The sequence below is a fragment of the Fortiea sp. LEGE XX443 genome, assembly GCF_015206815.1.
Lineage (GTDB): Bacteria > Cyanobacteriota > Cyanobacteriia > Cyanobacteriales > Nostocaceae > Nostoc_B.
Genome location: NZ_JADEXZ010000009.1, coordinates 41232 through 63602 on the forward strand (window position 1 = coordinate 41232; position 22371 = coordinate 63602).

Annotated in this window: 14 protein-coding genes; 10 read left to right on the forward strand and 4 right to left on the reverse strand. The window is 40.5% G+C overall.

Annotated features, from left to right (window positions below):
• The first annotated feature begins 46 nt into the window (after positions 1-46).
• The 5 genes from IQ259_RS06015 to IQ259_RS06035 all read left to right on the forward strand — a co-directional run bounded on the left by IQ259_RS06015 (position 47) and on the right by IQ259_RS06035 (position 10551).
• Positions 47-5509 (forward strand): ATP-binding sensor histidine kinase, encoded by a 5463-nt coding sequence (locus IQ259_RS06015; RefSeq protein WP_228014385.1) that lies wholly within the window; start codon positions 47-49, stop codon positions 5507-5509.
• A gap of 15 nt (positions 5510-5524) precedes the next feature.
• Positions 5525-8059, forward strand: a complete 2535-nt coding sequence (locus IQ259_RS06020) for a PAS domain S-box protein (protein ID WP_193882408.1) — start codon at positions 5525-5527, stop codon at positions 8057-8059.
• Between the two features lie 178 nt (positions 8060-8237).
• Positions 8238-8819: a CHRD domain-containing protein gene (locus IQ259_RS06025; protein WP_193882541.1), complete on the forward strand. Its 582-nt coding sequence runs from the start codon at positions 8238-8240 to the stop codon at positions 8817-8819.
• A 397-nt stretch (positions 8820-9216) separates the two neighbouring features.
• On the forward strand, positions 9217-9375 hold the full coding sequence (locus IQ259_RS06030) for a DUF2256 domain-containing protein (protein ID WP_083468775.1): 159 nt from the start codon (positions 9217-9219) through the stop codon (positions 9373-9375).
• 216 nt (positions 9376-9591) lie between these two features.
• Complete coding sequence (locus tag IQ259_RS06035) at positions 9592-10551, forward strand: isoaspartyl peptidase/L-asparaginase (protein ID WP_193882411.1); 960 nt, start codon at positions 9592-9594, stop codon at positions 10549-10551.
• Between the two features lie 165 nt (positions 10552-10716).
• On the opposite strand, the gene glmU is transcribed toward IQ259_RS06035, so the two are convergent.
• The 3 genes from glmU to IQ259_RS06050 form a co-directional block, all read right to left on the reverse strand.
• Positions 10717-12063 (reverse strand): bifunctional UDP-N-acetylglucosamine diphosphorylase/glucosamine-1-phosphate N-acetyltransferase GlmU, encoded by a 1347-nt coding sequence (gene glmU, locus IQ259_RS06040; protein WP_193882414.1) that lies wholly within the window; start codon positions 12061-12063, stop codon positions 10717-10719.
• A 113-nt stretch (positions 12064-12176) separates the two neighbouring features.
• On the reverse strand, positions 12177-13406 hold the full coding sequence (locus IQ259_RS06045) for a two-component system response regulator (RefSeq protein ID WP_193882417.1): 1230 nt from the start codon (positions 13404-13406) through the stop codon (positions 12177-12179).
• Positions 13407-14272: 866 nt separating this feature from the next.
• Positions 14273-15202, reverse strand: a complete 930-nt coding sequence (locus IQ259_RS06050) for a tRNA (5-methylaminomethyl-2-thiouridine)(34)-methyltransferase MnmD (protein WP_193882420.1) — start codon at positions 15200-15202, stop codon at positions 14273-14275.
• Between the two features lie 57 nt (positions 15203-15259).
• On the opposite strand from IQ259_RS06050, the gene IQ259_RS06055 reads away from it, so the two are divergent.
• Positions 15260-16081 carry a sulfurtransferase gene (locus tag IQ259_RS06055; protein ID WP_193882423.1) on the forward strand — a complete coding sequence of 274 codons (822 nt, stop codon included), beginning with the start codon at positions 15260-15262 and terminating at the stop codon, positions 16079-16081.
• A gap of 47 nt (positions 16082-16128) precedes the next feature.
• Here IQ259_RS06055 and IQ259_RS06060 read toward each other — a convergent pair whose 3' ends face one another.
• Positions 16129-17484 carry a hypothetical protein gene (locus IQ259_RS06060; RefSeq protein ID WP_370568004.1) on the reverse strand — a complete coding sequence of 452 codons (1356 nt, stop codon included), beginning with the start codon at positions 17482-17484 and terminating at the stop codon, positions 16129-16131.
• 286 nt (positions 17485-17770) lie between these two features.
• On the opposite strand from IQ259_RS06060, the gene IQ259_RS06065 reads away from it, so the two are divergent.
• The 4 genes from IQ259_RS06065 to IQ259_RS06080 all read left to right on the forward strand — a co-directional run bounded on the left by IQ259_RS06065 (position 17771) and on the right by IQ259_RS06080 (position 22066).
• The gene (locus IQ259_RS06065) at positions 17771-18940 is read left to right on the forward strand and encodes a FecR family protein (RefSeq protein ID WP_193882428.1); all 1170 of its coding nucleotides are present in this window, start codon (positions 17771-17773) and stop codon (positions 18938-18940) included.
• Positions 18941-19035: 95 nt separating this feature from the next.
• A complete protein-coding gene (locus IQ259_RS06070; protein ID WP_193882544.1) occupies positions 19036-19671 on the forward strand; it encodes a YqiA/YcfP family alpha/beta fold hydrolase in 636 nt (211 codons plus the stop codon).
• A 73-nt stretch (positions 19672-19744) separates the two neighbouring features.
• The gene (locus IQ259_RS06075; protein ID WP_193882431.1) at positions 19745-20893 is read left to right on the forward strand and encodes a histidinol-phosphate transaminase; all 1149 of its coding nucleotides are present in this window, start codon (positions 19745-19747) and stop codon (positions 20891-20893) included.
• 468 nt (positions 20894-21361) lie between these two features.
• Positions 21362-22066: a PEP-CTERM sorting domain-containing protein gene (locus IQ259_RS06080; protein WP_228014386.1), complete on the forward strand. Its 705-nt coding sequence runs from the start codon at positions 21362-21364 to the stop codon at positions 22064-22066.
• Positions 22067-22371: the final 305 nt, after the last annotated feature.

The window sequence follows — 22371 nt, forward strand, 5'->3', positions numbered from 1 at the left end:
CTGGGAACACTAAATCTGTTAATCCTCAGAATTGAGTGGTGTGGTTATGATTCCAGTGAGTATTCCCGGATACAAGATAAGCAAAGAACTCTACAAAGGTTCGAGAACCATTGTTTATCGGGGGTATCGAGAGACTGATCAAAAACCTGTAGTCATAAAACTGCTAAAAAATAATTATCCAAGTTTCAGCGAACTGGTGCAGTTTCGCAATCAGTACACCATAGCTAAAAATCTCAACTCACCGCTAATCATCCAAACCTATAGCCTAGAACCCTATCAAAATGGTTATGCGTTGGTGATGGAAGACTTTGGGGGAATTTCATTAAAAGATTATTTCACCTCACTAGAGACACAAAATATTGCATCTCTACATGAGTTTTTAGAAATAGCGATCGCTCTGTGCAACACCTTAGATATACTTTACCGTCAGCGCATTATTCATAAAGATATTAAACCTAGCAATATTTTAATTAATGCCGAAACAAAACAAGTTAAATTAATTGATTTTAGTATTGCATCTTTACTACCACGAGAAACCCAAACCCTCATCAATCCTAATATATTAGAAGGAACACTTGCTTATATTTCTCCCGAACAAACTGGCAGAATGAATCGAGGGATTGACTATCGGACTGATTTTTATTCTTTAGGTGTAACTTTTTACGAATTACTTGCAGGAAAATTACCTTTTGAGTCAAATGACCCAATGGAGTTGGTGCATTTTCATATTGCGAAAGCAGCACCTTTAGTACAAGAAATAAATCCACGAATCCCCTCCGTATTCTCGGAGATTGTCAGCAAATTAATGGCGAAAAATGCTGAAGATAGATATCAAAGTGTATTGGGGCTGAAATTTGATTTAGAAAATTGTTTAACTCAGCTAAAAGAAACTGGTGAAATTAAGGGTTTTGAGATTGCCCAATGGGATGTGTGCGATCGCTTTCTCATCCCGGAAAAACTTTACGGTAGGGAACAAGAAATCGAAACCTTGTTGGAAGCATTTGGACGAGTTACCCATGGCACATCCGAACTGATGCTAGTTGCTGGCTTCTCTGGTATTGGCAAAACTGCTGTAGTCAATGAAGTACATAAGCCAATTGTCCGCTGGAACGGGTACTTCATCAAAGGTAAGTATGACCAATTCAATCGCAACATTCCTTTGTCTGCCTTTGTCCAAGCTTTCCGTGACTTGATAGAACAGTTGCTCAGTGAAAACGATGTGCAACTAGAGCAGTGGCGAAACAAAATTCTGTCTGCAATATCTGAGAGTGGACAGGTGATAATTGACGTAATTCCAGAATTAGAAAGGATTATTGGTAAGCAAGTACCTGTACCAGAGCTATCAGCAAGTGCTGCCCAGAACCGCTTTAATCGGCTATTTGTGAAGTTTATTCAGGTGTTCACTACAAAAGAGCATCCGTTGGTGTTGTTCCTCGACGATTTACAGTGGGCAGACTCAGCATCGCTGAATTTGATCATGCTGTTGATGGGTGAAACCTTGAGAGGTTATCTGTTCATTATTGGCGCTTACCGCGATAACGAAGTATTCCCGGCTCATCCGTTAATGCTGACACTGGAAAAGATTGAGAAAGTAGCTAAGGTTAACACTCTGACCCTGACAAACTTGAGCCAATCGGATGTTAACAGTTTGATTGCAGACACGTTGAGTTGTTCAACAGAAGTTGTCTTACCGTTAACAGAATTAGTTTATCAAAAAGCCAAAGGCAATCCGTTTTTTACAACCCAGTTTCTCAAAGCATTACATGAAGATGGACAAATTACCTTTAATCCGCCTCTTGGTGAGGGGAGAAGTGAAGGAGGATGGCAGTGTGATGTAGCACAAGTGCGATCGCTTGCCCTCACCGATGATGTGGTGGAATTTATGGCAACACAACTTTTAAAGTTGCCTATCCAAGCCCAAGCAATACTTCAATTGGCAGCCTGTATTGGCAATCAGTTTGATTTGGCAACATTAGCCATAATTTATCAGAAGTCCCAGACAGAAACCGCTTTGGACTTATGGAAAGCATTACAAGAAGGATTTGTTATTCCCACCAATGAAATCTACAAGTTTTATCAAACTGAGACATCATCTGCCTCAGTCCCAACATCAACACAGACAGTTAGCACCTGTGTTTACAAATTCTTGCACGATCGCGTCCAACAGGCGGCATACTCGTTGATTCCAGATGAGCAAAAACAAAACATCCACTATCACATCGGACAATTACTCTTACAAAAGATTTCTCCCGCTGCCAGAGAAGACCGCATTTTTGAACTAGTCAATCAATTAAATTATGGAATTTCTCTGATTACCCAACAATCAGAACGAGATGAATTAACTCAACTCAACCTTACCGCTTGTCGCAAAGCCAGAGCCGCCACCGCCTATCAAGCAGCTCGTCAATATGCCGCAGTCGGATTGTCTCTGTTGGGAGAACAAGCTTGGCAACAGCAGTATAAAATGACTCTCGCCTTGTATGAATTAGCGGCTGAAGTAGCTTTTCTGTGCGGTGACTTTGAGGCGATGGAAAAGTTTATTGATACTGTCATCGAACAAGCACACTCCGTACCTGAACAAGTTAATGTTTACCGCATTAGAATTCAATTTTATGTCTCTCAAAGTAAATTTACAGAAGCGATAGCGATCGCCCAATTGCTTCTGGAACAACTTGGCGTAACGTTTCCCGACACACCCACACCAACGGATATTCAACAGAAAATCCAAGAAATTGGAGAACTGATTGGACACAGGAAAATTGAAGATTTAGTTCACCTCAGCGTCATGACAGATAGAGAAAAACTCGCAATTGTTCAAATTGCTAGTACTGTCATCTCCGCAGCTCATATTATTGGCTCCCCCTTGCTGCCATTACTGGTTTCGTTGTCGGTTAAACTATCCATTCAATATGGCAACACATCAGTTTCAGCCTTTCATTATGGGATGTATGGCATCATTCTGTGTAACATGCTGAAAGATGTAGATACAGCAACACAGTTTGGTCAATTAGCACTCCAAGTTGTCTGCAAACTAGATGCCAAAGCGATTAAATCTGAAGTATTAGCGGCGCTGGGAGCATTTATCCTGCACCGCAACTCTCACATAAAAGAAACACTACTACTCTCGCAAGAAGGTTATACGACTGGATTAGAAGTCGGAAACCCAGAGTACGCTGGAAATAATGCCATTAATTTTTGTATTAATTCTTTTTGGTGTGGTCAACCTCTTGTCACCTTGGAACAAGAAACTCGTACCTACTGCGATGGTTTGGTGCAACTGTACCAACTGACAGCAGCTAATCGCTGCCTAATCGTTTGGCAATCTGTATTAAACTTATTGGGTTTTACAGAACATCCCTGCATTTTGTCGGGTGAAGCCCTCCAAGAAACAGAATTTCTGCCATTGCTGCTGTCTGCCAATGACTTGTTTGCACTATATTTTTTCTACTTATATAAGTTGACACTTTGTTTCTGGTTTGGGGAAATTCAGCAAGGGGCAAACTATGCGGTTGAGGTGAGACGCTATGCGATCGCTGGTGCTGGATTTGTTGGTGAACCAGCATTTTATCTCTACGATTCTTTGATTGTTTTAGCACAGTTGAGTCAACCGTCAGATGAGAAATCAGAAGCATTCCAGCGTGTGGCACAAAACCAAACGCAACTACAGCATTGGGCGCACGATGCCCCCATGAATCACCAGCATAAGTTTGACTTGGTGGAAGCAGAAAAATGTAGGGTTTTAGGCAAGTACTCTGAAGCCGGGGATTGGTATGATCGCGCCATCAAAGGAGCCAAAGAAAACGGCTACATCCAAGAAGAAGCACTGGCCAATGAATTAGCCGCCAAATTTTACCTCGACTGGGGTAAACAGCGGATTGCTCAGGAATATATCACCCAAGCTTACTATGGCTATGCTCGTTGGGGTGCTAAAGCCAAAGTCGTCGACTTGGAAAGACGCTATCCTCAAGAGCTTGTCCCCATCCTCCAGCCAACCCGTTTTCCTCTCTCAACTCACGAAACCATCTTTACATTAGAGAGTGTCACCTCCACTAGTTCCGCCACTTCTAGTAGTAGCAACGTCTCTGTGGCTTTTGATTTAGCTGCCATTCTCAAAGCTTCTCAAACTCTCTCCGGCGAAATTGAACTCGAAAAACTGCTCTCAGCTTTGCTGCATATTGTCATTGAAAATGCCGGAGCAGAGAAGTGTGTTTTTATGCTTGTGGAGTCAGATCGGTTGCTGATTCAGGCGTTAGCACAGCTTTCTCTTAGCCCTGTACAAAACAAAATCAACTTTTACCCGATCTTGCTCAATCCAAAGTCTGTTGAAGACTCTGTTGATGTGCCAGTTAGCTTAATTAATCATGTCAAACGCAGTTTACGACCTGCTGTAATTATTAATGCCACAGTGCATCCGCAATTAATCAATGATCCCTACATTCACAAACAGCAACCGAAGAGTATCTTGTGCAGTCCAATTTTGCATCAGGGTAAGTTGCTAGGCATATTGTATCTGGAAAACAATTTAGCAACTGGAGCCTTTACAAGCGATCGCGTCGAACTCCTCAACTTACTCTGCACTCAAGCTGCAATTTCCCTAGAAAATGCCCGACTGTATGAGCGTTCTCAAGAATACGCCCAACAGTTAGAACAGGCATTACACAACTTGCAAAATGCACAATTACAAATCGTCCAAAATGAAAAAATGTCTGCGTTGGGTAATTTAGTTGCTGGTGTGGCCCATGAAATGAATAATCCTTTAGGTTTTATTGCAGCGAGTCTCAAACAAGCCAAACCTACCATTGCTGATATTGTAGAACATTTGAAACTCTATCAAGAAAGTCTCACCAATCCAGGCGATAAAATTCTTGATCATGCGGTCGAAATTGATTTGGACTATACCTTAGAAGATTTACCTAAAATAATTGATTCCATGATGATAGCGTGCGATCGCCTGAAAAATATCAGTACTTCACTCCGTACTTTCTCTCGTGCCGATAACGACTACAAAGTGCTATTTAACATTCATGAAGGAATCAACAGCACAATTTTAATTCTCAAACATCGTCTCAAAGCTAATGAACAACATCCAGCGATTGAAGTAGTTACAAAATATGATGCTAAATTACCTCGGATCGAGTGTTTCCCTGGGCAATTAAATCAGGTATTTATGAATATTTTGGCAAATGCTATTGATGCTTTAGAAGAAGCAAACAATAGTAATTTTTTCCCAGAAAATCAAGCTAACCCCAATCTGATTACAATTAAAACTTTACTAGAAAATAACCAAGCAAAGATTATTATTGCTGATAATGGTATGGGAATGAGTGAAGAAATTAAACAAAAAATATTTGACCATTTATTTACTACTAAAGCAGTTGGCAAAGGAACAGGGTTAGGGCTGGCGATCGCTCGTCAAATCATAGTCGAAAAACATGGTGGTTCGATTCAATGCAATTCCTCTCCTGGGCAAGGTACGGAATTTGCAATTTTAATTCCAGTTCAACAGTAGAAGAAAGGAAAATTAATGTACACTGAAGTCCTCGAACAAGAAATTGCTTTTCTCCGGCAACAAAACGCCGATTTACAGCAACAATTGGCAAAATCAATCACTGAATTCACTGGAAAAATTGCCCAACTAGAACACGAGCTTAGAGAATCTCAACAACTCTTACAAAGCAATTGTCAAGCAGAACTAGCCCTTCAAGCTTCCCAAGCAGAATTACTGGCATTGTTTAACGCCATACAAGATGTAATTCTCATCCTTGATGCAGAAGGACGTTATCTAAAAATTGCTCCTAGCAGTGCGCCTTTACTGTACCAACCACCTGGGGAACTACTAGGTAAAACCATGCACGAAGTTTTACCACCGGCTTTTGCTAACTTGTTTCTCAACTGTATCCAAAAGTCACTAAAAACCAAACAAACTATCAAACTAGAATATAGTTTGTCTATTGCTAATCAAGAGGTTTGGTTTGAGGCAAGTATTGCACCAATGAGTGAGAATACTGTTGTTTGTTTAGCGAGGGATATTAGCCATCACAAAGCATCTAAAGCTGCCTTAGCAGACAATGAAACTAAGTATCGCAACTTGGTGGAAAATATCAGCGATCTGATTTTTTCCATGTCTTTAGATGGCAGATTTACTTATGTTTCACCCCAGTTCAAAAATATTTTAGGATGGGAACCTTCGGAACTATTGGGTCAACTTTTTGCACTACTACTTCATCCTGATGATTTATTATTTGCCCAGAGCAACATTCAAGAAATGGTCGCAACCAAAAGCCAGCGAACCCAAATAGAATTTCGTCATCAACGCAAAGATGGTAGCTGGTGCTGGATGAGATCAGTAACGGCTCCAATTTTCAATTCAGACGGTGAAATGAAGGGTTTTCACGGGGTTCTTAGCGATATCAGCGGTCGCAAACAGGTAGAGGCAGCCCTAAGTCAGCGAGAAACTCAGTATCGCAGCATTTTCGAGACTGTCCATGATGGCATTATTGTTGTTGATTTAGATACTGGTAAGATTGTCGCTGCCAATCCTGCTTTTTGTCAGATGCACGGCTATTCTCAAGCAGAATTTTTGCAATTAAGTCCTACAGATTTCATCCATCCAGATTCTTTGCCGCAATTTGAGGAATTCATCGACTCAGTCAAGAAAGGACTTGAATTTCATGCTCAAGCTATAGATATTCACAAAAATGGTACTTACTTTGATGTAGAAGTCACAGGTACACTGTTGAACTACGATGGCAAACCCCATGCACTTTCGGTAGTGCGAGATATTAGTGAGCGGAAACGAGCGGAACAAGAGCAAAGGCGACTGCTAACTATTTTAGAAGCCACAACCGATATTGTAGGTATGGCTGATGCTGTCGGAAATAATTGCTATCTCAACAAGGCAGGTCAGAAAATTTTAGGTATTCTCGCATCAGAAATCAACAAATTTCATATTACCGAGGTATCGATATCAGATGAATTCCAGAATGAGATTCTACCTACCGTACTTCGAGAAGGGATTTGGTCTGGAGAATCTATCTTCCGCAGTCGCAATGGCGAAGAAATACCAGTTTCCCAGGTGTTGATTGCCCACAAAAATAAGCAAGGTGAAGTAGAATTCTTTTCAACTATTGCCCGTGATATTCGCGAACGCTTGCAAATCGAAGCTCAACTCAGACAACAAGCCGAAGATTTAGCCCAAACTCTGCAAGAACTTCAACGCACTCAAGCACAGATGATTCAAGCAGAAAAAATGTCCAGCCTTGGTCAACTGGTTGCTGGAGTTGCTCATGAAATCAACAATCCCGTCAATTTTATCCACGGTAATCTTAGCTATCTAGAAGAACATAGCCGAGATTTATTACGGTTAATTAATGTATATCAACCCACTAAAGTTCCTGAATTTAAAGCTTTATGCCAGGAAATTGACCTGGAGTACATTCAGGAAGATTTACCAAAAATTTTGAGTTCTATGAAAGTGGGGACTCAACGCATCCGCCAAATTGTGTTATCACTCCGTACCTTCTCACGCATGGATGAAGCCGAGTTCAAAGCAGTGGATATTCACGAAAGCATAGACAGTACTTTGATGATTTTGCAACATCGTCTCAAAGCAAAGCCGGAATTTCCCGAAATTCAGGTGATCCAGGACTACGGCAAATTACCTTTAGTAGAATGCTATGCGGGACAACTGAATCAGGTGTTTATGAATATTCTGGCAAATGCTATTGATGCTTTAGAACAAGGAAGAGACAATGAAGTTTCACTTCCCACCATTACCATTAATACTACATTTATTGATTCTGATTGGGTGAAAGTTGCGATCGCTGACAACGGTGTGGGAATGTCTGAGCAGGTTCAAAAACAGGTTTTCAATCCATTCTTTACCACCAAGCCTGTGGGTAAGGGAACAGGCATGGGAATGTCTATCAGTTATCAAATTATCACTGAAAAACATGGTGGTAAATTGGAGTGTTACTCAAAACCAGGAGAAGGAACAGAATTTATCATTACAATTCCAATTCAGCACTTATGTAGCGGTTCTCATACCGTTTCACCTTAAGGTTGATACAGATGGCAAGCAGGGGAAGCAAGAAAAGTGATTTGTATCAAGAATTTCGTGAAATGGTATCAGTTGGGTGCAATTATAGATAAACTTTACTCAGAATAGGTATTAAATTTAAATATCAATTAACTATTTTTCAGTATAATGACTAGGTAGTAAAATTACTTAGAAAAGTATGAAGCTCCTTTTAACTGGAACTGTTATAGGTGCAGCAATAATTGCTTTAAATCCTTTAGCAGCTAATGCCGCAGGTTTTTCTTTCACCAGTACGCTGAATGGCGCTCAAGAAAATCCACCGATTAGTACACCAGCTACAGGTACAGCTACAGGTACACTTACTGGTGATCCTGGTAGTTGGGTTTTCAGCTATGTAGTTAATTATTCTGGGTTGCAAGGTGTTATTGCTGCTCCTTTTGCCCACATACATGTTGCACCTGTAGGAGTGAATGGCCCGATAGTACACGATTTAGATGGTGCAAATGTTCCACCCATTGCAGGTAGTACTTCTGGTACGATTACAGGTGATTGGCGGTTTGATGACATCTCTAGACCTTTAACCGACGTTCTAGCTCAACAGCTAATCAATGGCAACACTTACTTTAATATCCATACAAGCCTCTTTCCAGCTGGAGAACTTCGTGGGCAAATTCAATCTGTTCCCGAACCTCCAACTCAGTTGGGTTTGTTGGCACTAAGTGCTTGGGGTATTAGCTGGCAATTTAAGCGTCAAAAAAATAAACAGAAGTTACCCAGTTAACTTTTATAAATACCTTAACATAGAGACGTTTTATGAAACGTCTCTATAAGTATATTTTTCATTAGCGTGCAATATTTTTTTACGTGCCAAATTCAGCTTTTGGGTAATTCTGCCCATTGTGGAGCGATTCCCCACATCTTGCCATTTCAGACAACCCAGAATCCCTATATTCTAGATAACTTTGCTTTAACTATTTAGATCAAATACTCAAATATTTCCAGCGACAACAACTCTTGTATAAAATAGAACTATATTAATGGACAATTAGTTGATAACTAAGTCTATTGGCAGATGAGATTGATATTTCTGCGCCAAAGTATCCCCCCTGGGTAGCAAACTGGTTATAATTATTTTCCGTTTCTCTTGTAAATCAACTTTAAATCTTCACAGTATTTATATGGGGCGTTATCGTTCTAAATCTGACCTACCTACAAAAATCTGCCCGGTATGTCAACGTCCCTTCACTTGGCGAAAAAAATGGCAAGATTGCTGGGACGAAGTTAAATACTGCTCAGAACGTTGCCGTCGTCGCCGTTCTGAGGCCAAAACGGAGTAAAAAGTGAAATATGAAGTATGGCAGGTGACAGGGAACAGGTGACACTTCGGCATGGTTCGACTGCGCTCACCAGCCGCTCAGTGACCGCATGTGACAAGGTTAAAAGTCTTTTAGTGCATGAGTTTTATCATTGGCCGATGTCCTAACTGCCTTGGCTACTGCTGTATGAAGTGTAAAATCAACTTTAACTTAGACGCAAATAGCGCAAAAATATAGATGAAGCTACAGGTGCAACCTAAATTAATTATTCATGGAGGGGCTGGTAGTTCTCTCCACGGCAAAGGAGGATTAGATGCAGTACGGCGATCGCTCCATGCAGTCATAGAAGAAGTTTATGCTTTGTTATTGTCAGGAGCAAACGCTTCCACGGCAGTGGTGCGGGGTTGTCAACTGTTGGAAGATGACCCCCGCTTTAATGCTGGTACTGGTTCGGTGCTACAATCCGATGGCCAAATTCGCATGAGTGCTGCCTTGATGGATGGGATGTCAGGGCGTTTTAGTGGTGTGATTAATGTCTCGCGGGTGAAAAATCCTATTGAGTTAGCGCATTTTTTACAAACTTCCCCTGACCGAGTGTTGTCAGATTACGGCTCGGCTGAACTAGCACGAGAGTTACAAGTACCCAGCTACAATGCTTTAACTGATTTGCGGTTGCAAGAATGGATTCAGGAACGTCAAGATAATTTTAAAAGCACAATGGCTGGGGTTGTAGCAGAGCCAGAGTTATTAGAAACTAGCAATGCAGGACGCGGAACGATTGGTGTAGTTGCTTTAGATGCTCACGGTGGACTGGCAGCAGGTACATCCACAGGTGGCAAAGGTTTTGAGCGCATTGGTCGGGTGAGTGATTCGGCAATGCCAGCAGGCAATTACGCAACTGGTCATGGGGCTGTTAGCTGTACCGGGATTGGGGAAGATATTATCGATGAGTGTTTAGCACCACGGATTGTAGTGCGTGTAACTGATGGTATGACTCTTAAAGATGCTATGCAGCGCTCCTTTGCTGAAGCTCACGAACACAAAAGAGATTTAGGTGCGATCGCTTTAGATGCTAGTGGTGCGATCGCTTGGGGAAAAACTAGCCAAGTCTTACTCGCCGCCCACCACGACGGCGAAAAGATTGGCGATACTTTAGAAATGCCCGTTGGGACACAAATCGGCTGTATTCAAGTATGAAGTCAGAAGTGTGAAGTCTGAAAAAAGTCTGAAGGGTGTCTACACCCTTTAGGTGGCTTACCGTACTCCACAAGAGAACCCGGAGGGTAGGGTAGTCTAAAGACTGAAATTTGAATTTTATCCCAGCTTGCAGTAAGAGGCTTTGCATACTTCATACTTCACACTTCATACTTTCCTCCGCCATCCTGGCTTGATTACCTGACGGCTACGGGCAATGACTAAGCTATCATTGGGGACATCTTCAGTCACAGTGGAACCCGCTGCTACATAGACATCATCACCCAAGGTAACTGGTGCGACTAACACACTATTAGAACCTGTTTTGGTGCGATCGCCAATTTGAGTCCGGTGTTTTTTCACGCCGTCATAGTTAGCGGTAATTGTCCCTGCACCAATATTTACTTGACTACCCGCAGTGGTATCGCCCAAATAAGATAGATGCGCCACGTTGGTTTTTTCACCTAAGCGTGTATTTTTTAACTCCACAAAATTGCCCACACGGCAATTAGTCCCCACTTCAGCATGACCGCGCAAATGAGCATAGGGGCCAATGCGAGTTCCTGCTTGGACAATGCTATCTGTCACCACAGAATATAAGACTGTGACATTCTCACCCAACTGGCTATTATCAATCAAACTTCCCGGCCCAATGCGGCTACCAGCTTGAATCTTGGTATTTCCCCGCAGGTGTGTTTGGGGTTCAATAATTACATCTGGTTGTAATTCTACGGTGTCATCAATGGTGATGCTGTTGGGATCGATGAGAGTCACACCTGCAAGCATCCATTGTTCTTTGATGCGCCTTTGCAAAATCTCGTAGGCTGTTGCTAGTTGTAGGCGATCGTTAATGCCCAAAATTTCTTGATAATCGGCTACATCCACTGCCATGACTTGTCCAACTTGAGTAACGGCATCGGTGAGGTAGTATTCTTTTTGAGAGTTGTTGGCTTCTAGATGAGGTAAGACTTTAGCTAAATCTGGCCAACGAAAGCAGTAAACCCCAGCGTTAACTCGGCAGTTTTGTCTTTGAGCCGGAGTACAATCTTTGTGTTCAACAATTTGTTGTACTATGTGTTCGTCATTACAAAAAACTCTCCCGTAACCTTGAGGATCTGCTAACTGAGCAGTGAGGATGGTGGCCGCGTTCTGATTTTCTTGGTGAGTTTGCCATAGCTGTTTCAGAGTTTCGGTGCGTAACAGTGGTACATCACCATTGAGGACTAATAAATCTCCAGTGTAGTCTTCCAGATGGGGCAGTAATTGCTGGATGGCGTGACCTGTTCCCAATTGTACAGTTTGTTCCACAAACTCCAGGGAGTTCGACTGGATGCTGGCTTTTACTTCTTGGGCTTGATACCCTACAATCACCATTCGCCGTGAGGGGGAAAGCGGCTCTACACTTTCTAAAACTTTCTCTACTAGCGATCGCCCACCCAAAGAATGTAAAACTTTGGGTAAGCTTGATTTCATCCTTGTACCGCGTCCCGCCGCTAGAATTGCTACAACTACCATAATCAAAAGTATGAAGTATGAAGTATAAGATTTTAGCTCCTATCCTTCATCTTTGAAAATTCATACTTGACGATCTCAGCACGCGGCTCAACACCATGATCATGCTAACAGCACTACTTACACTGGTAAGTGCGAATAAACTCAGCAAACTGCTGCATGAGTTCGCAATTACGCCATCCTGCTTCAGTCTCTTCGTGCATTACAGATAAAGCTTCTTCTGAGGTGAAAGCTCTTTTATAAGGTCTTTCACTGGTTAGAGCATCATAAATATCAATGAGTTGAAAAACTTGTGCCAGAAAGGGAATATCATGTCCTTTCAATTTATCAGGATAGCCTGAACCATTCCAGCGCTCGTGGTGATGGCGAATAATGGGAATTACGCCCCGCATACTGCGTAGGGGTTGGCAAATTTTTTCTCCGATTAAAACATGCTGCTGCATGATTTGCCAATCTTCTGAGGTGAGTTGCCCATTTTTTAGTAGCACTGCATCCGGAATCCCAACTTTACCTATATCGTGAAGATAACCACCCCACATCAAATCTCGCAGTTGAGCGCGAGAAAGATTCAGGTATTCGCCAAAAGCTTGTCCTAGCTTTACCAAACGTTCACAGTGATCTCCTGTATTCGGATCGCGGCTTTCAATGGCTCTAGCAATGGAAAACAGTACTTGTTCAGCATGGTCTAAGTCTTCGTTCAACCGCTTCTGCCGTACTAAGGATTTCACCCGCGCTGTTAGTTCCACACGGTCAAAGGGTTTGGTGAGAAAATCATCTGCACCAACTTCAATCCCTCGAATGCGCGATCGCCTATCATTTAATGCTGTAATAAAAATTACTGGAATTAACCTCGTATGTTCGTCCTGCTTAAGCAACTGGCATACTTCAAATCCATCCATGCCTGGCATCATCACATCCAGTAAGATTATATCTGGCTGTTTTTGCGTTATTAACACCACAGCAGTCGCTCCACTGTCTGCTTCAATCACTTCATAACCTTCCATCGCCAATAACGCTGCTGCTGTCATCCGACTAGCCGCATGGTCGTCAACTACTAAAATTATTGGTGCTTCAATATCAAAGCTATTCACTTTGGAGCTTTTGGCTTGTAGAGTTTTTGATAATAATGAATTGTACCCATAATTAATTTCAGGTTTTATCCAAGAAGACCTTGCTTGCGCCTGTTCAAGCATGACTTCTTGTTGCGATAATTTTAGTGGTTGGTCATCTAAATCTCGAAACTTTAGGTCATGACTTGCATTTATATCATTTACTTTTTTTATGAGACTTGACTCACTAAAACTTTGTTGATTAGAATCTGTGTATTTGGCACTCCAGTGAATCACGAAGACACCCCATTTTTTCTAATAAGTTAACAGTTTCGATCTGCAAAAACCTAGTTTAGATTTGCAACCATAATCCACTTTCAATTTTTATCAGCTTTATTTACTATCTTAGGCTGCTTGTTTTTATTATGCAGATCATATTTTTCTTTATGAGAAAAGAATCTTACTCAGAGAAATTTGCTGCAAAATTCCTAACTTACTATTCTAGTATGATAAATTCACACAAATGTTAAATCAGGTTTTTTACGGAGATTTTTTAACATTTCCAGCATAACAAAGTGTTTTAATCGCTCAATTGAACTCAAACGACAGTAATTTAATTTTCAAGTTTTTATTCAAATCTTAAAATTAATACGTATTTTTTGTCAGTAATTTTTAGGTTCTTCAGTTCATTTTATAGAATCGCAGCATAAATAAAACCTAATCATAGCCTGTGTTCCTTGCTGTTACTAGATTTTAAATCTTTGAAATTTTTGATAAAACAGCGATTTTCATGACACACCATAAAATCAATGCAAGAACCTATTTTTATAAATTATCATCACAATATACTTAAACTTATGTCAATTTATATACTCAATATTTTTAATAAAGAGAGAAACTTGAAAACTACATGGTCATAACCACTTTTGAGGTCGCAAATAAAGCAATTTGAAACTTAGTGGCTATAAAATTTAAATTTCTAAGTGCTTCTAGTTTGTGGTAAAGCCGCAATCAAAATGCTTTTACTTGCTGTTTTTCCCAGTGGCTACGACATTATCATAGATATATATTAAAAATATTAAATTTAAATTAATATTTATTAGAACAGAACGTTTTTCTCTCTTACACGCCACACCCCTTGTCTAAACCCTTGATTTTTCATCTCACTGTCTAAGTTGTGTATTAAATAACCAACGTTTTCGCCAACGAGAGGTAGGTTCTAATAAACAGGCTTGTTGTTCTTGTTGTCGCCGCATAATGATCACATCAGGAGAATCATGCAATTGCGGATCGCGGTAAGGAATAGCAGCGCGAGTTAACAAATGTTCTTGTTCGGCTGGGGAAAGAGGAGGAAGTAAAGTAGACACGGGGATTAGGAGAGGCGGAGAGGCGGAGAATTTTGTGTCTTGATTTGGGGCTGCAACCGTACCAGGCGATCGCCTCCCGACTGGTGGAGTAGAACCTATTCGTAGCCCAGCTAATATCAGTGCTGTACGTACAGCCGCCGCACAAGAATAAGTCGCCAGCAAGCCGTTTTCTTGTAAACATACTGAGACTTGTTGTAGAAATTCCACAGTCCATAAGTGGGGACACTGAGGTGGTGAAAAAGGATCTAAAAAAATTGCATCTGCTAGGAAACCTGATTGATTTACCGCTTGAATCGAGACTCTCGCATCCCCAATGAGTAATTTTGCTTCGAGGCGTTCTGTTTGTACTTGCTGTTCAAACGCGAGTTGGGTCAAAATTGCCGTGTATTCGTAGTTCCAGTGATCAAATAAAGAATTGGCGATCGCAGCTTGCGGTACAGCAGGATTCAGTTCTAAACCGATTAATTCCACATGGCAACTCGGATTTACTGCCCAAATTGTCTGTAAAGCTGCGGCTGTGTTGTATCCTAGACCGTAACAAATATCCAATAGCCGCACAAATGGTTTGAGCGCAGCTTGAGCTAATTGAGTCGGTTCCACAAACTTAAAATAACTCTCCTGTTTAGCGCCAAAATGACTGTGAAATGATTCACTAAACTCTTGAGAGAAAAAGGTGAAAGAACCATCGGCGGTTGGTTGTGGTACAAAGTTATCAAATTCTGGCATCAGACTTTTTTCACTGATAAATAGCTAATAAATATATTTTGAATTTTGAGTTAGTTTATGGTTGACATTCAACTTTTTGTTTCACCAGCGTGGCTTTTAGAACACCTCAACAATCTACAAATTGTGATTGTGGATTGTCGTTTTTCTCTGGTTGATCCACAATTAGGACAAAAACAATATCAAACAAGTCACATCCCAGGGTCATATTATTTTGATTTAAATCAGGATCTTTCCAGTCCAGTAGGTAAGCATGGCGGTAGACACCCTTTGCCTGACATTAACAATTTAGCTCAGAAATTATCAGCAATTGGGGTAAATTCTCAAAAAACTTTGGTTGTAGCTTATGACGATTCCCGGTTGGCTTTTGCATCTCGTCTGTGGTGGTTACTACGTTATCTCGGACATGAGCAAGTAGTAGTAATGGATGGCGGTTTTACTGCATGGGAAAAAGCTGGATATCCAGTTACAGATGTTATCTCACAACCTCGAACAGGTAATTTTACTCCTCAGATTCAAACCGAACTGTTAGTAGATATTGAAGCAGTCAAAAATCGCCAAGATTCACCACAAGTAGCATTGGTAGATTCGAGAGAAGGCGATCGCTACCGAGGTGAAAGAGAGCCAATTGATAAAATTGCTGGGCATATTCCTGGTGCAGTTAACTATCCTTGGCAAGAAGTTACAGACTCATCAGGCTATCTGCTTTCTCAACTACAGCAACGTCAACGATGGGAAACTATAGCAACAGCCAAGGAAATTTTAGTCTACTGTGGTTCTGGTGTCACAGCTTGTGTGAATTTGCTCTCTTTAGAATTAGCTGGCATTCATACAGGTAAACTTTATGCTGGTAGTTGGAGTGATTGGATTAGTTATATGTAGTCATTTGTCAAAACTAATGACAAAGAAAAAAGGACAAATGACATATTTCAAAATTCACCTATTTTTAAGTTGTAGTAAACACTCAAGAACCAGCTGTTAAAGTCAATATTTCTCTCTGTAGAATCTCCAAAGCTGATACCACTCTGCAAATTCAAACTGCTAGAATCAGACATTCGGTAAATCACATTTCCAAATAAACGGTGATATTGGTCGTCTCTTTGTCGTTGCGTAAAATCGGAAAGATTTAATTGATAGTTAATTCCAACTTGCAAAGGTTTCTGCACAGAATAATTTAAAGCAACCCAAAAGGAATTAATTAGCCGACTACGGCTAGTTGGTTCAGCAAAGTTAGCGCTAAATTCATAAAGGCTATCTAGTGTTAATCTAGAATTTAGTGGTTCTCGTCTTCCCAAAGATAGCCGCAGGGAATTTTCGTTTAAAAAGCGATCGCCTGATTGAAAGCTATCAGTGCTGTTAGCATAGAAAAACTGTTGATTGTTAAAACCCAGTTCTGCATACATCCGTGGCGAGAGTTGTTGATAAAGACCAAGATTAAAACTTAATTGGTTGTAATTAAATCTTGATTGTTCCATATAACGAATCAAGTTACCATTGATTGAACCGTTAACATAAGTTTTAGATCCCAAAGGAAAATATGCAGAAGCAAGGCTTAGTCCATAAAATATTAGGCCATCTTCTCTGGGAAGAATTGCAGAAGAAAAAATGTTACTCGTCTGAAAATAACCCACACGAGCCTGTAGGGAACCTATTGGCCTAAACTTCGCTACTGGTTGTTGTATCGGTAATGGTGGTTTTTGTTGTGGTAAAGGTCTTGGTCTTACTCTTAGTTCTAATTCTCTAAAACCACTAATTTCAGGAGGATTTTGTTTTTGTGTTTGTTGCAAGAGCCGCCTGAGTCTCTGTAGTCTCTCAGTTCTCTCCACTGAGGGTTTATTCAACAGTTCTTCTCTGATAATTGGTGAAGGCTGAGGAAAATCTCTTGGTTGTACTTCTAGTTGCGGCGCGTCATTAAGTTGTTGAGTATCGCTAGGAATATTTTGCAGTTGCAGATTAGGTTCAGTATCGGGTCTTGTTACTGGATTAGATTGAGCAATTAGTCTGGGTTGGTAGATCACATTTGATGGTGTATTTTCCGCCACTGCTGAATTTAATAACTGAGACTGCTGCAAATCACTATTTGCATTGAACTGACTTTTTTGGGAAGGTTGATAATTTTGCTGTTTATATGCAAAATATTTGCTACTTGGTTTGTGTTGATGACTAGAATCGTCTAAATTGGCAGCCCGCACTACATCTACCCCGATGCAAAACTTATTTGCACCAATAAAAGCTAATAAAGTTGCAAATAATAATTTTAATTTTGTCCAAGACTGGGGTTGCATCAACATTATTTATACTTGATATATGATTGATACACAAAGGAGTATAATTGTTTAGCCTGAGCATTAAAAACAAAGATTGTTACCTCTCGGAAATAAGTTAGTTAATTTTAATATTTTTTGAGAGTTTTTATTACATTGAGTCATAACAAAATTTCGTTAGAATTTTAAATAAAACCACTGAAAGTTTAATTATAAAATTAACAAATTGAGTAACAAGGGTCATATTACAGTATTTATTTTTACATGTTTTGGTATCAGTAAACTTAAATTCTCCAGCGTAAGTCCTATGTATTTGAAGTTGATTTCCTGGTTAATGATTGGTTTGTGGGGAGCGATATTAATGCCTTTACCCAGGGCGATCGCTGCTACTCCACTGACTCGCGCTGAGATTCAGAATCTGCGAAATTTAGTGCAACTGCTTCCCAGAAAAAACAAAAAGCGTCCAGCACGCAAATTAGACCCCATAATTCCTGGTGATGGCTTATCGACAGGGAGATCATCTTTGGTCGATTTGCGTTTTAACGATAGTTCTTTAGCAAGGGTTGGAGAACGAGCAGTATTTCAATTTTTACCCAAAACTCGAAATTTCAGGTTGTCAAATGGGACAGTACTTTTGCTGATTCCACCTGGAAGAGGACAAACACGTATACAAACACCGAGTGCGGCTGCTGCTATTCGTGGTTCAGCATTGTTTGTCCGTTACGATAACCAAACAGATACCACGATTGTTGGGGCGCTGACAAATAGCGGTATTGAAGTATTTAATCAGGAAGCTTCTCAAAATCAGGTCTTGGAAGCTGGACAACTGATGGTCATAGTCAAAGGCGAATTTCAGGGTTTATACGACTTTGATCTGAGAAATTTTTATGAAACGAGCGATTTAGTTCAAGGATTGGATTTAACTAAGCAAAATAGTACATCTAACCCAGATCCAGCGATCGCCAGTATTCAATCTGAAATTGCCACAGCTTTAGCAGCACAGCAGCCCATAGTGGGTCAAGGAGTGATGGAAAACCCATCTTTTTTGGAGTTATCTGTCAATTCTTCTAATTTGGTCGAGCAAGGTCTTATCTTAGATAATTCTCCGGTGGATATCTTGGTAGAAACGGGAGAAGTTCTGTTCGATAGTGTTCAGCAATCTACAAATCCTGAAGATATCATCAACCTCCCTACACAGCCACCAGTTAATTCACCGCCAATTGACCCACCGCCAATTGACCCACCGCCAATTGATCCACCACCAATTGATCCGCCGCCAATTGATCCGCCGCCAATTGACCCACCACCAATTGATCCACCACCAATTGACCCACCACCAATTGACCCACCGCCAATTGATCCGCCGCCAATTGATCCACCACCAATTGATCCACCGCCAATTGATCCACCGCCAATTGACCCACCACCAATTGACCCACCACCAATTGACCCACCGCCAGTATTCCCATCACCCTAAGCGCCAATTAATCTACCAGCAGCTTCCTTACATCCTGATCAAGGATTCAAGGAAGCTGCTGCTTAGTGTATTATTTAAAATCAATAGCTACAACCTTGCGATATATTTATCTTCACGGTTTTGCTTCCAGCCCTAAATCTGCCAAAGCCCTGGCAATAGGCGATCGCTTTGCTAAAATTCAAACACAGTTAAAAATTCCCGATCTAAATGCTGGTGACTTTTCCCAATTGACAATTACGCGTCAAATAAATCAAGTTGCAGCAGAATTTCCTGATGATTCTGAACCAGTCACGTTAATAGGCTCTAGTTTAGGTGGTTTGATATCTGCTCATTTGGGACAGCGCTATCAACAAGTGCAACGCTTAATTTTACTAGCACCAGCTTTTGGTTTTTTATCTCATTGGTTGCCCAAACTAGGAAATGAAGAGATTAAGCGTTGGCAACAAGAAAAGTATCTCATGGTTTACCACTATGGGGAAGGGCGATCGCTACCTCTAAGTTACGATTTCGTCACAGATGCAAAGCAATACCCAGAGGATATATTGCAACGTTCCATTCCAACGCTGATTTTGCATGGAATACAAGATGAGGTCATCCCGATTACAGCGAGTCAAGACTTTAAGCGATCGCGTCCTTGGGTAGAGTTAGTAGAACTCGATAGCGATCATGCCTTAGGTGATGTCACAACAGAAATTTGGCAAGCAATTCGCCGCTCCTGTCAGTTACCGTAACGCGGTAAAATATGAACCTCGCCAGCAAGCAATTGTCTAAATCGTTTGTTTTATTGATTGGTGACTAAAAATTATGCTTCCTTTTATTCGGTCAGATTTAGCCCAATTTACTGCTTACAAACCCCATCCTAGCAGCAATACAGATGAACCAGTCGCCACACAGTTTGATCGACTGGATACCAATGAAAGCCCCTATGATTTACCTCCTGAATTAAAAGAAAAGTTAGCCTGGACATATCAGCAAGTCATCGAAATAAATCGCTATCCTGATGGCGGACATGAGCAACTTAAAAATGCGATCGCGGAATATGTGAATGAATCGGCTAATCTAACTCCATCGTTGTTTACTGCTGCCAATATTTCTGTTGGTAATGGTTCAGATGAACTAATCCGCTCTTTATTAATTGCTACTTGTCTGAGGGGAGAAGGTTCAATTCTAGTTGCCAATCCTACTTTTTCTATGTATGGGATTTTAGCTCAAACCTTGGGTATAGGAGTAGTGACAGTAGGCAGAAATGAAGAAAATTTTGAAATAGACTTAAAAGCTGCACAGACAGCCATAGAACAAACTCAAAATCCTCCAATTCGGGTAGTTTTCGTAGTACATCCTAATTCTCCAACTGCCAATAAACTAACTGCGGCAGAATTAGCATGGCTAAGAAATTTATCGGAGCAAATTTTAGTAGTAATTGACGAAGCTTACTTTGAATTTAGCCAAAACACCTTAGTGGGTGAATTGGCACAGCGCCCCAATTGGATAATCTTACGGACTTTTTCTAAAGCTTTCCGTTTAGCAGCTATGCGTGTGGGTTATTGTATTGCTCATCCAGAAGCGATCGCTATTTTAGAGAAAGTTCGCTTGCCTTACAATCTGCCTAGCTTTTCACTAGCCGCAGCATTAGTAGCTTTGCAAAACCGTCAACTCTTACTTAGCTCAATTTTACAAACTTTGAATGAACGTGACAAACTCATCGCAGTTTTGTCTCAACATCCAGGATTGCAAGTTACAGAAAGCGCAGCTAACTTTGTTTATCTGCGTCTCAAACCAAATGGTTCTTATAGACAAGATGCTACTTTACAAAACCTACACCAACAACTCAAAAACTCCGGCACTCTCGTAAGACTACTTAAGGGAGGATTACGAATCACTATTGGGACATCTGAAGAAAATACCCGCACCTTGGCGCGACTACAAGCTGCTATGGCGAATTTTGAATCTTAACTACAAAAATCTGAATTTTGCTTGCCAGAAAAGTTAAGTTTAAATATCTTTAATTAATTTGCCAGTAGAAATGACTAAGTAATTTCATCATCAAGATTTATAAGATTAAATTGTTGTTCGTATTTATTGTATTTTTACTGAGATCATAACAGGAGAAATCCATATATAAGGCTTTTAGAGGCTGAAAAAAATAAATGTGATTTTCTCAGTACATGGAAATACACAACATATTTTTTAGCAATAAATGTGTATTTACACTGTTAAAAGCATCAAGAAGTCCTACATATAGTAAGAGCTTAATAGAAGATTTGTAAAGTTTTATTATTGATGGAATACAAGTAAAGATATGAATAATGAGTGCTATTTTTATAGCCAAAGTTAAATTTTTAAGATGATAATTTAACAGTCGGTTCGTCAACATAGTTGATCAGATATTTATTTAGTTCTTCAATAACTAGATACAACGCAATGGCAACAATTTTTTCAAAATTAGTTTTTGGACTATCACTTACATCTGTAATGGGAGTCTATTCTTTAACCCTCGCTCCCTCAGCTTTAGCAAAGAAAAGTACGAGTAGCGTTTCAAGCACTACAACCACTACATCTACTTCTACAACTAATACTTCTAGTGTTGCTTGTAATGTTACAGATGTCTTCATAGGAAGTACGAGTGCTTCAGCTTGTAAAGGCCCCTTTAGTGGTAATGACACAGGAGCAAAAGGTACATTACTGACTGACTTGAATAACGGTCTGTTTGATATTGGTGCTAAAACCACTTGGGAATTACTGGGAAAATCTGATGAGCAGGATTCTTTTGGCTTTGAAGCACAAAATAACTTGAGTTCTGGTACATGGAATCTCGGTAAGGCGCTTGGCGATGGCCCTACTACATTTGTAATTAGCCTCAAGACCAGTACTGCGTATAGCACATATCTTTTCAAAGATATTGATTTCTCTAAAACTGGTTTAACAGGTTTCTTCAACACCATCGGTGTTGCTCTAGATGGAAGTGGTAAACAAGGGAAGGCACTATCTCATGCTTCAATCTTCAAAGCTACTTACGTAAAGCTTCCCGATCCTCCAAAAGCCAAAGTACCAGAACCTAGTGTTGCTATAGGTCTTGGTATAGTTATGGGTCGTATGCTTATTAGCCGTCGTCGCAAGTCTAACTAGTACACTATTTGAGTAGTGTCTTTGAGACAAGGCAAAAAGAAAGACGACAGTTGCTAGAGCGGGGGAACCTCATCTAATCGGGGAACCCGCACAAAGCGCTGACCTAGAAAGCAGAAGAGCGTTTTGAAAACTTCATCTTTCTTTCAACTCTACTGTTATGTTTGCCTTTCTATTTGGGAATAACGCAAAAACTTATTCCATCAGCTTTTTTATTCAGTCTTTTGATTTGAGCAGAGGTATCGTAAAAGTCAAAGTGTAGTTCATGACAACCAGAGGCGCTATAGATAAAAATAGTATTGAGTATC

Bases quoted from the DNA above. Each gene is read 5' to 3' on its own strand.
- IQ259_RS06035 (WP_193882411.1), top strand. From the start codon at position 9,592: ATGAAGCTACAGGTGCAACCTAAATTAATTATTCATGGAGGGGCTGGT.
- IQ259_RS06065 (WP_193882428.1), top strand. From the start codon at position 17,771: ATGTATTTGAAGTTGATTTCCTGGTTAATGATTGGTTTGTGGGGAGCG.
- IQ259_RS06080 (WP_228014386.1), top strand. From the start codon at position 21,362: ATGGCAACAATTTTTTCAAAATTAGTTTTTGGACTATCACTTACATCT.
- IQ259_RS06015 (WP_228014385.1), top strand. From the start codon at position 47: ATGATTCCAGTGAGTATTCCCGGATACAAGATAAGCAAAGAACTCTAC.
- IQ259_RS06075 (WP_193882431.1), top strand. From the start codon at position 19,745: ATGCTTCCTTTTATTCGGTCAGATTTAGCCCAATTTACTGCTTACAAA.
- IQ259_RS06020 (WP_193882408.1), top strand. From the start codon at position 5,525: ATGTACACTGAAGTCCTCGAACAAGAAATTGCTTTTCTCCGGCAACAA.
- IQ259_RS06060 (WP_370568004.1), bottom strand. From the start codon at position 17,484: ATGCAACCCCAGTCTTGGACAAAATTAAAATTATTATTTGCAACTTTA.
- glmU (WP_193882414.1), bottom strand. From the start codon at position 12,063: ATGGTAGTTGTAGCAATTCTAGCGGCGGGACGCGGTACAAGGATGAAA.
- IQ259_RS06025 (WP_193882541.1), top strand. From the start codon at position 8,238: ATGAAGCTCCTTTTAACTGGAACTGTTATAGGTGCAGCAATAATTGCT.
- IQ259_RS06055 (WP_193882423.1), top strand. From the start codon at position 15,260: ATGGTTGACATTCAACTTTTTGTTTCACCAGCGTGGCTTTTAGAACAC.
- IQ259_RS06030 (WP_083468775.1), top strand. From the start codon at position 9,217: ATGGGGCGTTATCGTTCTAAATCTGACCTACCTACAAAAATCTGCCCG.
- IQ259_RS06050 (WP_193882420.1), bottom strand. From the start codon at position 15,202: ATGCCAGAATTTGATAACTTTGTACCACAACCAACCGCCGATGGTTCT.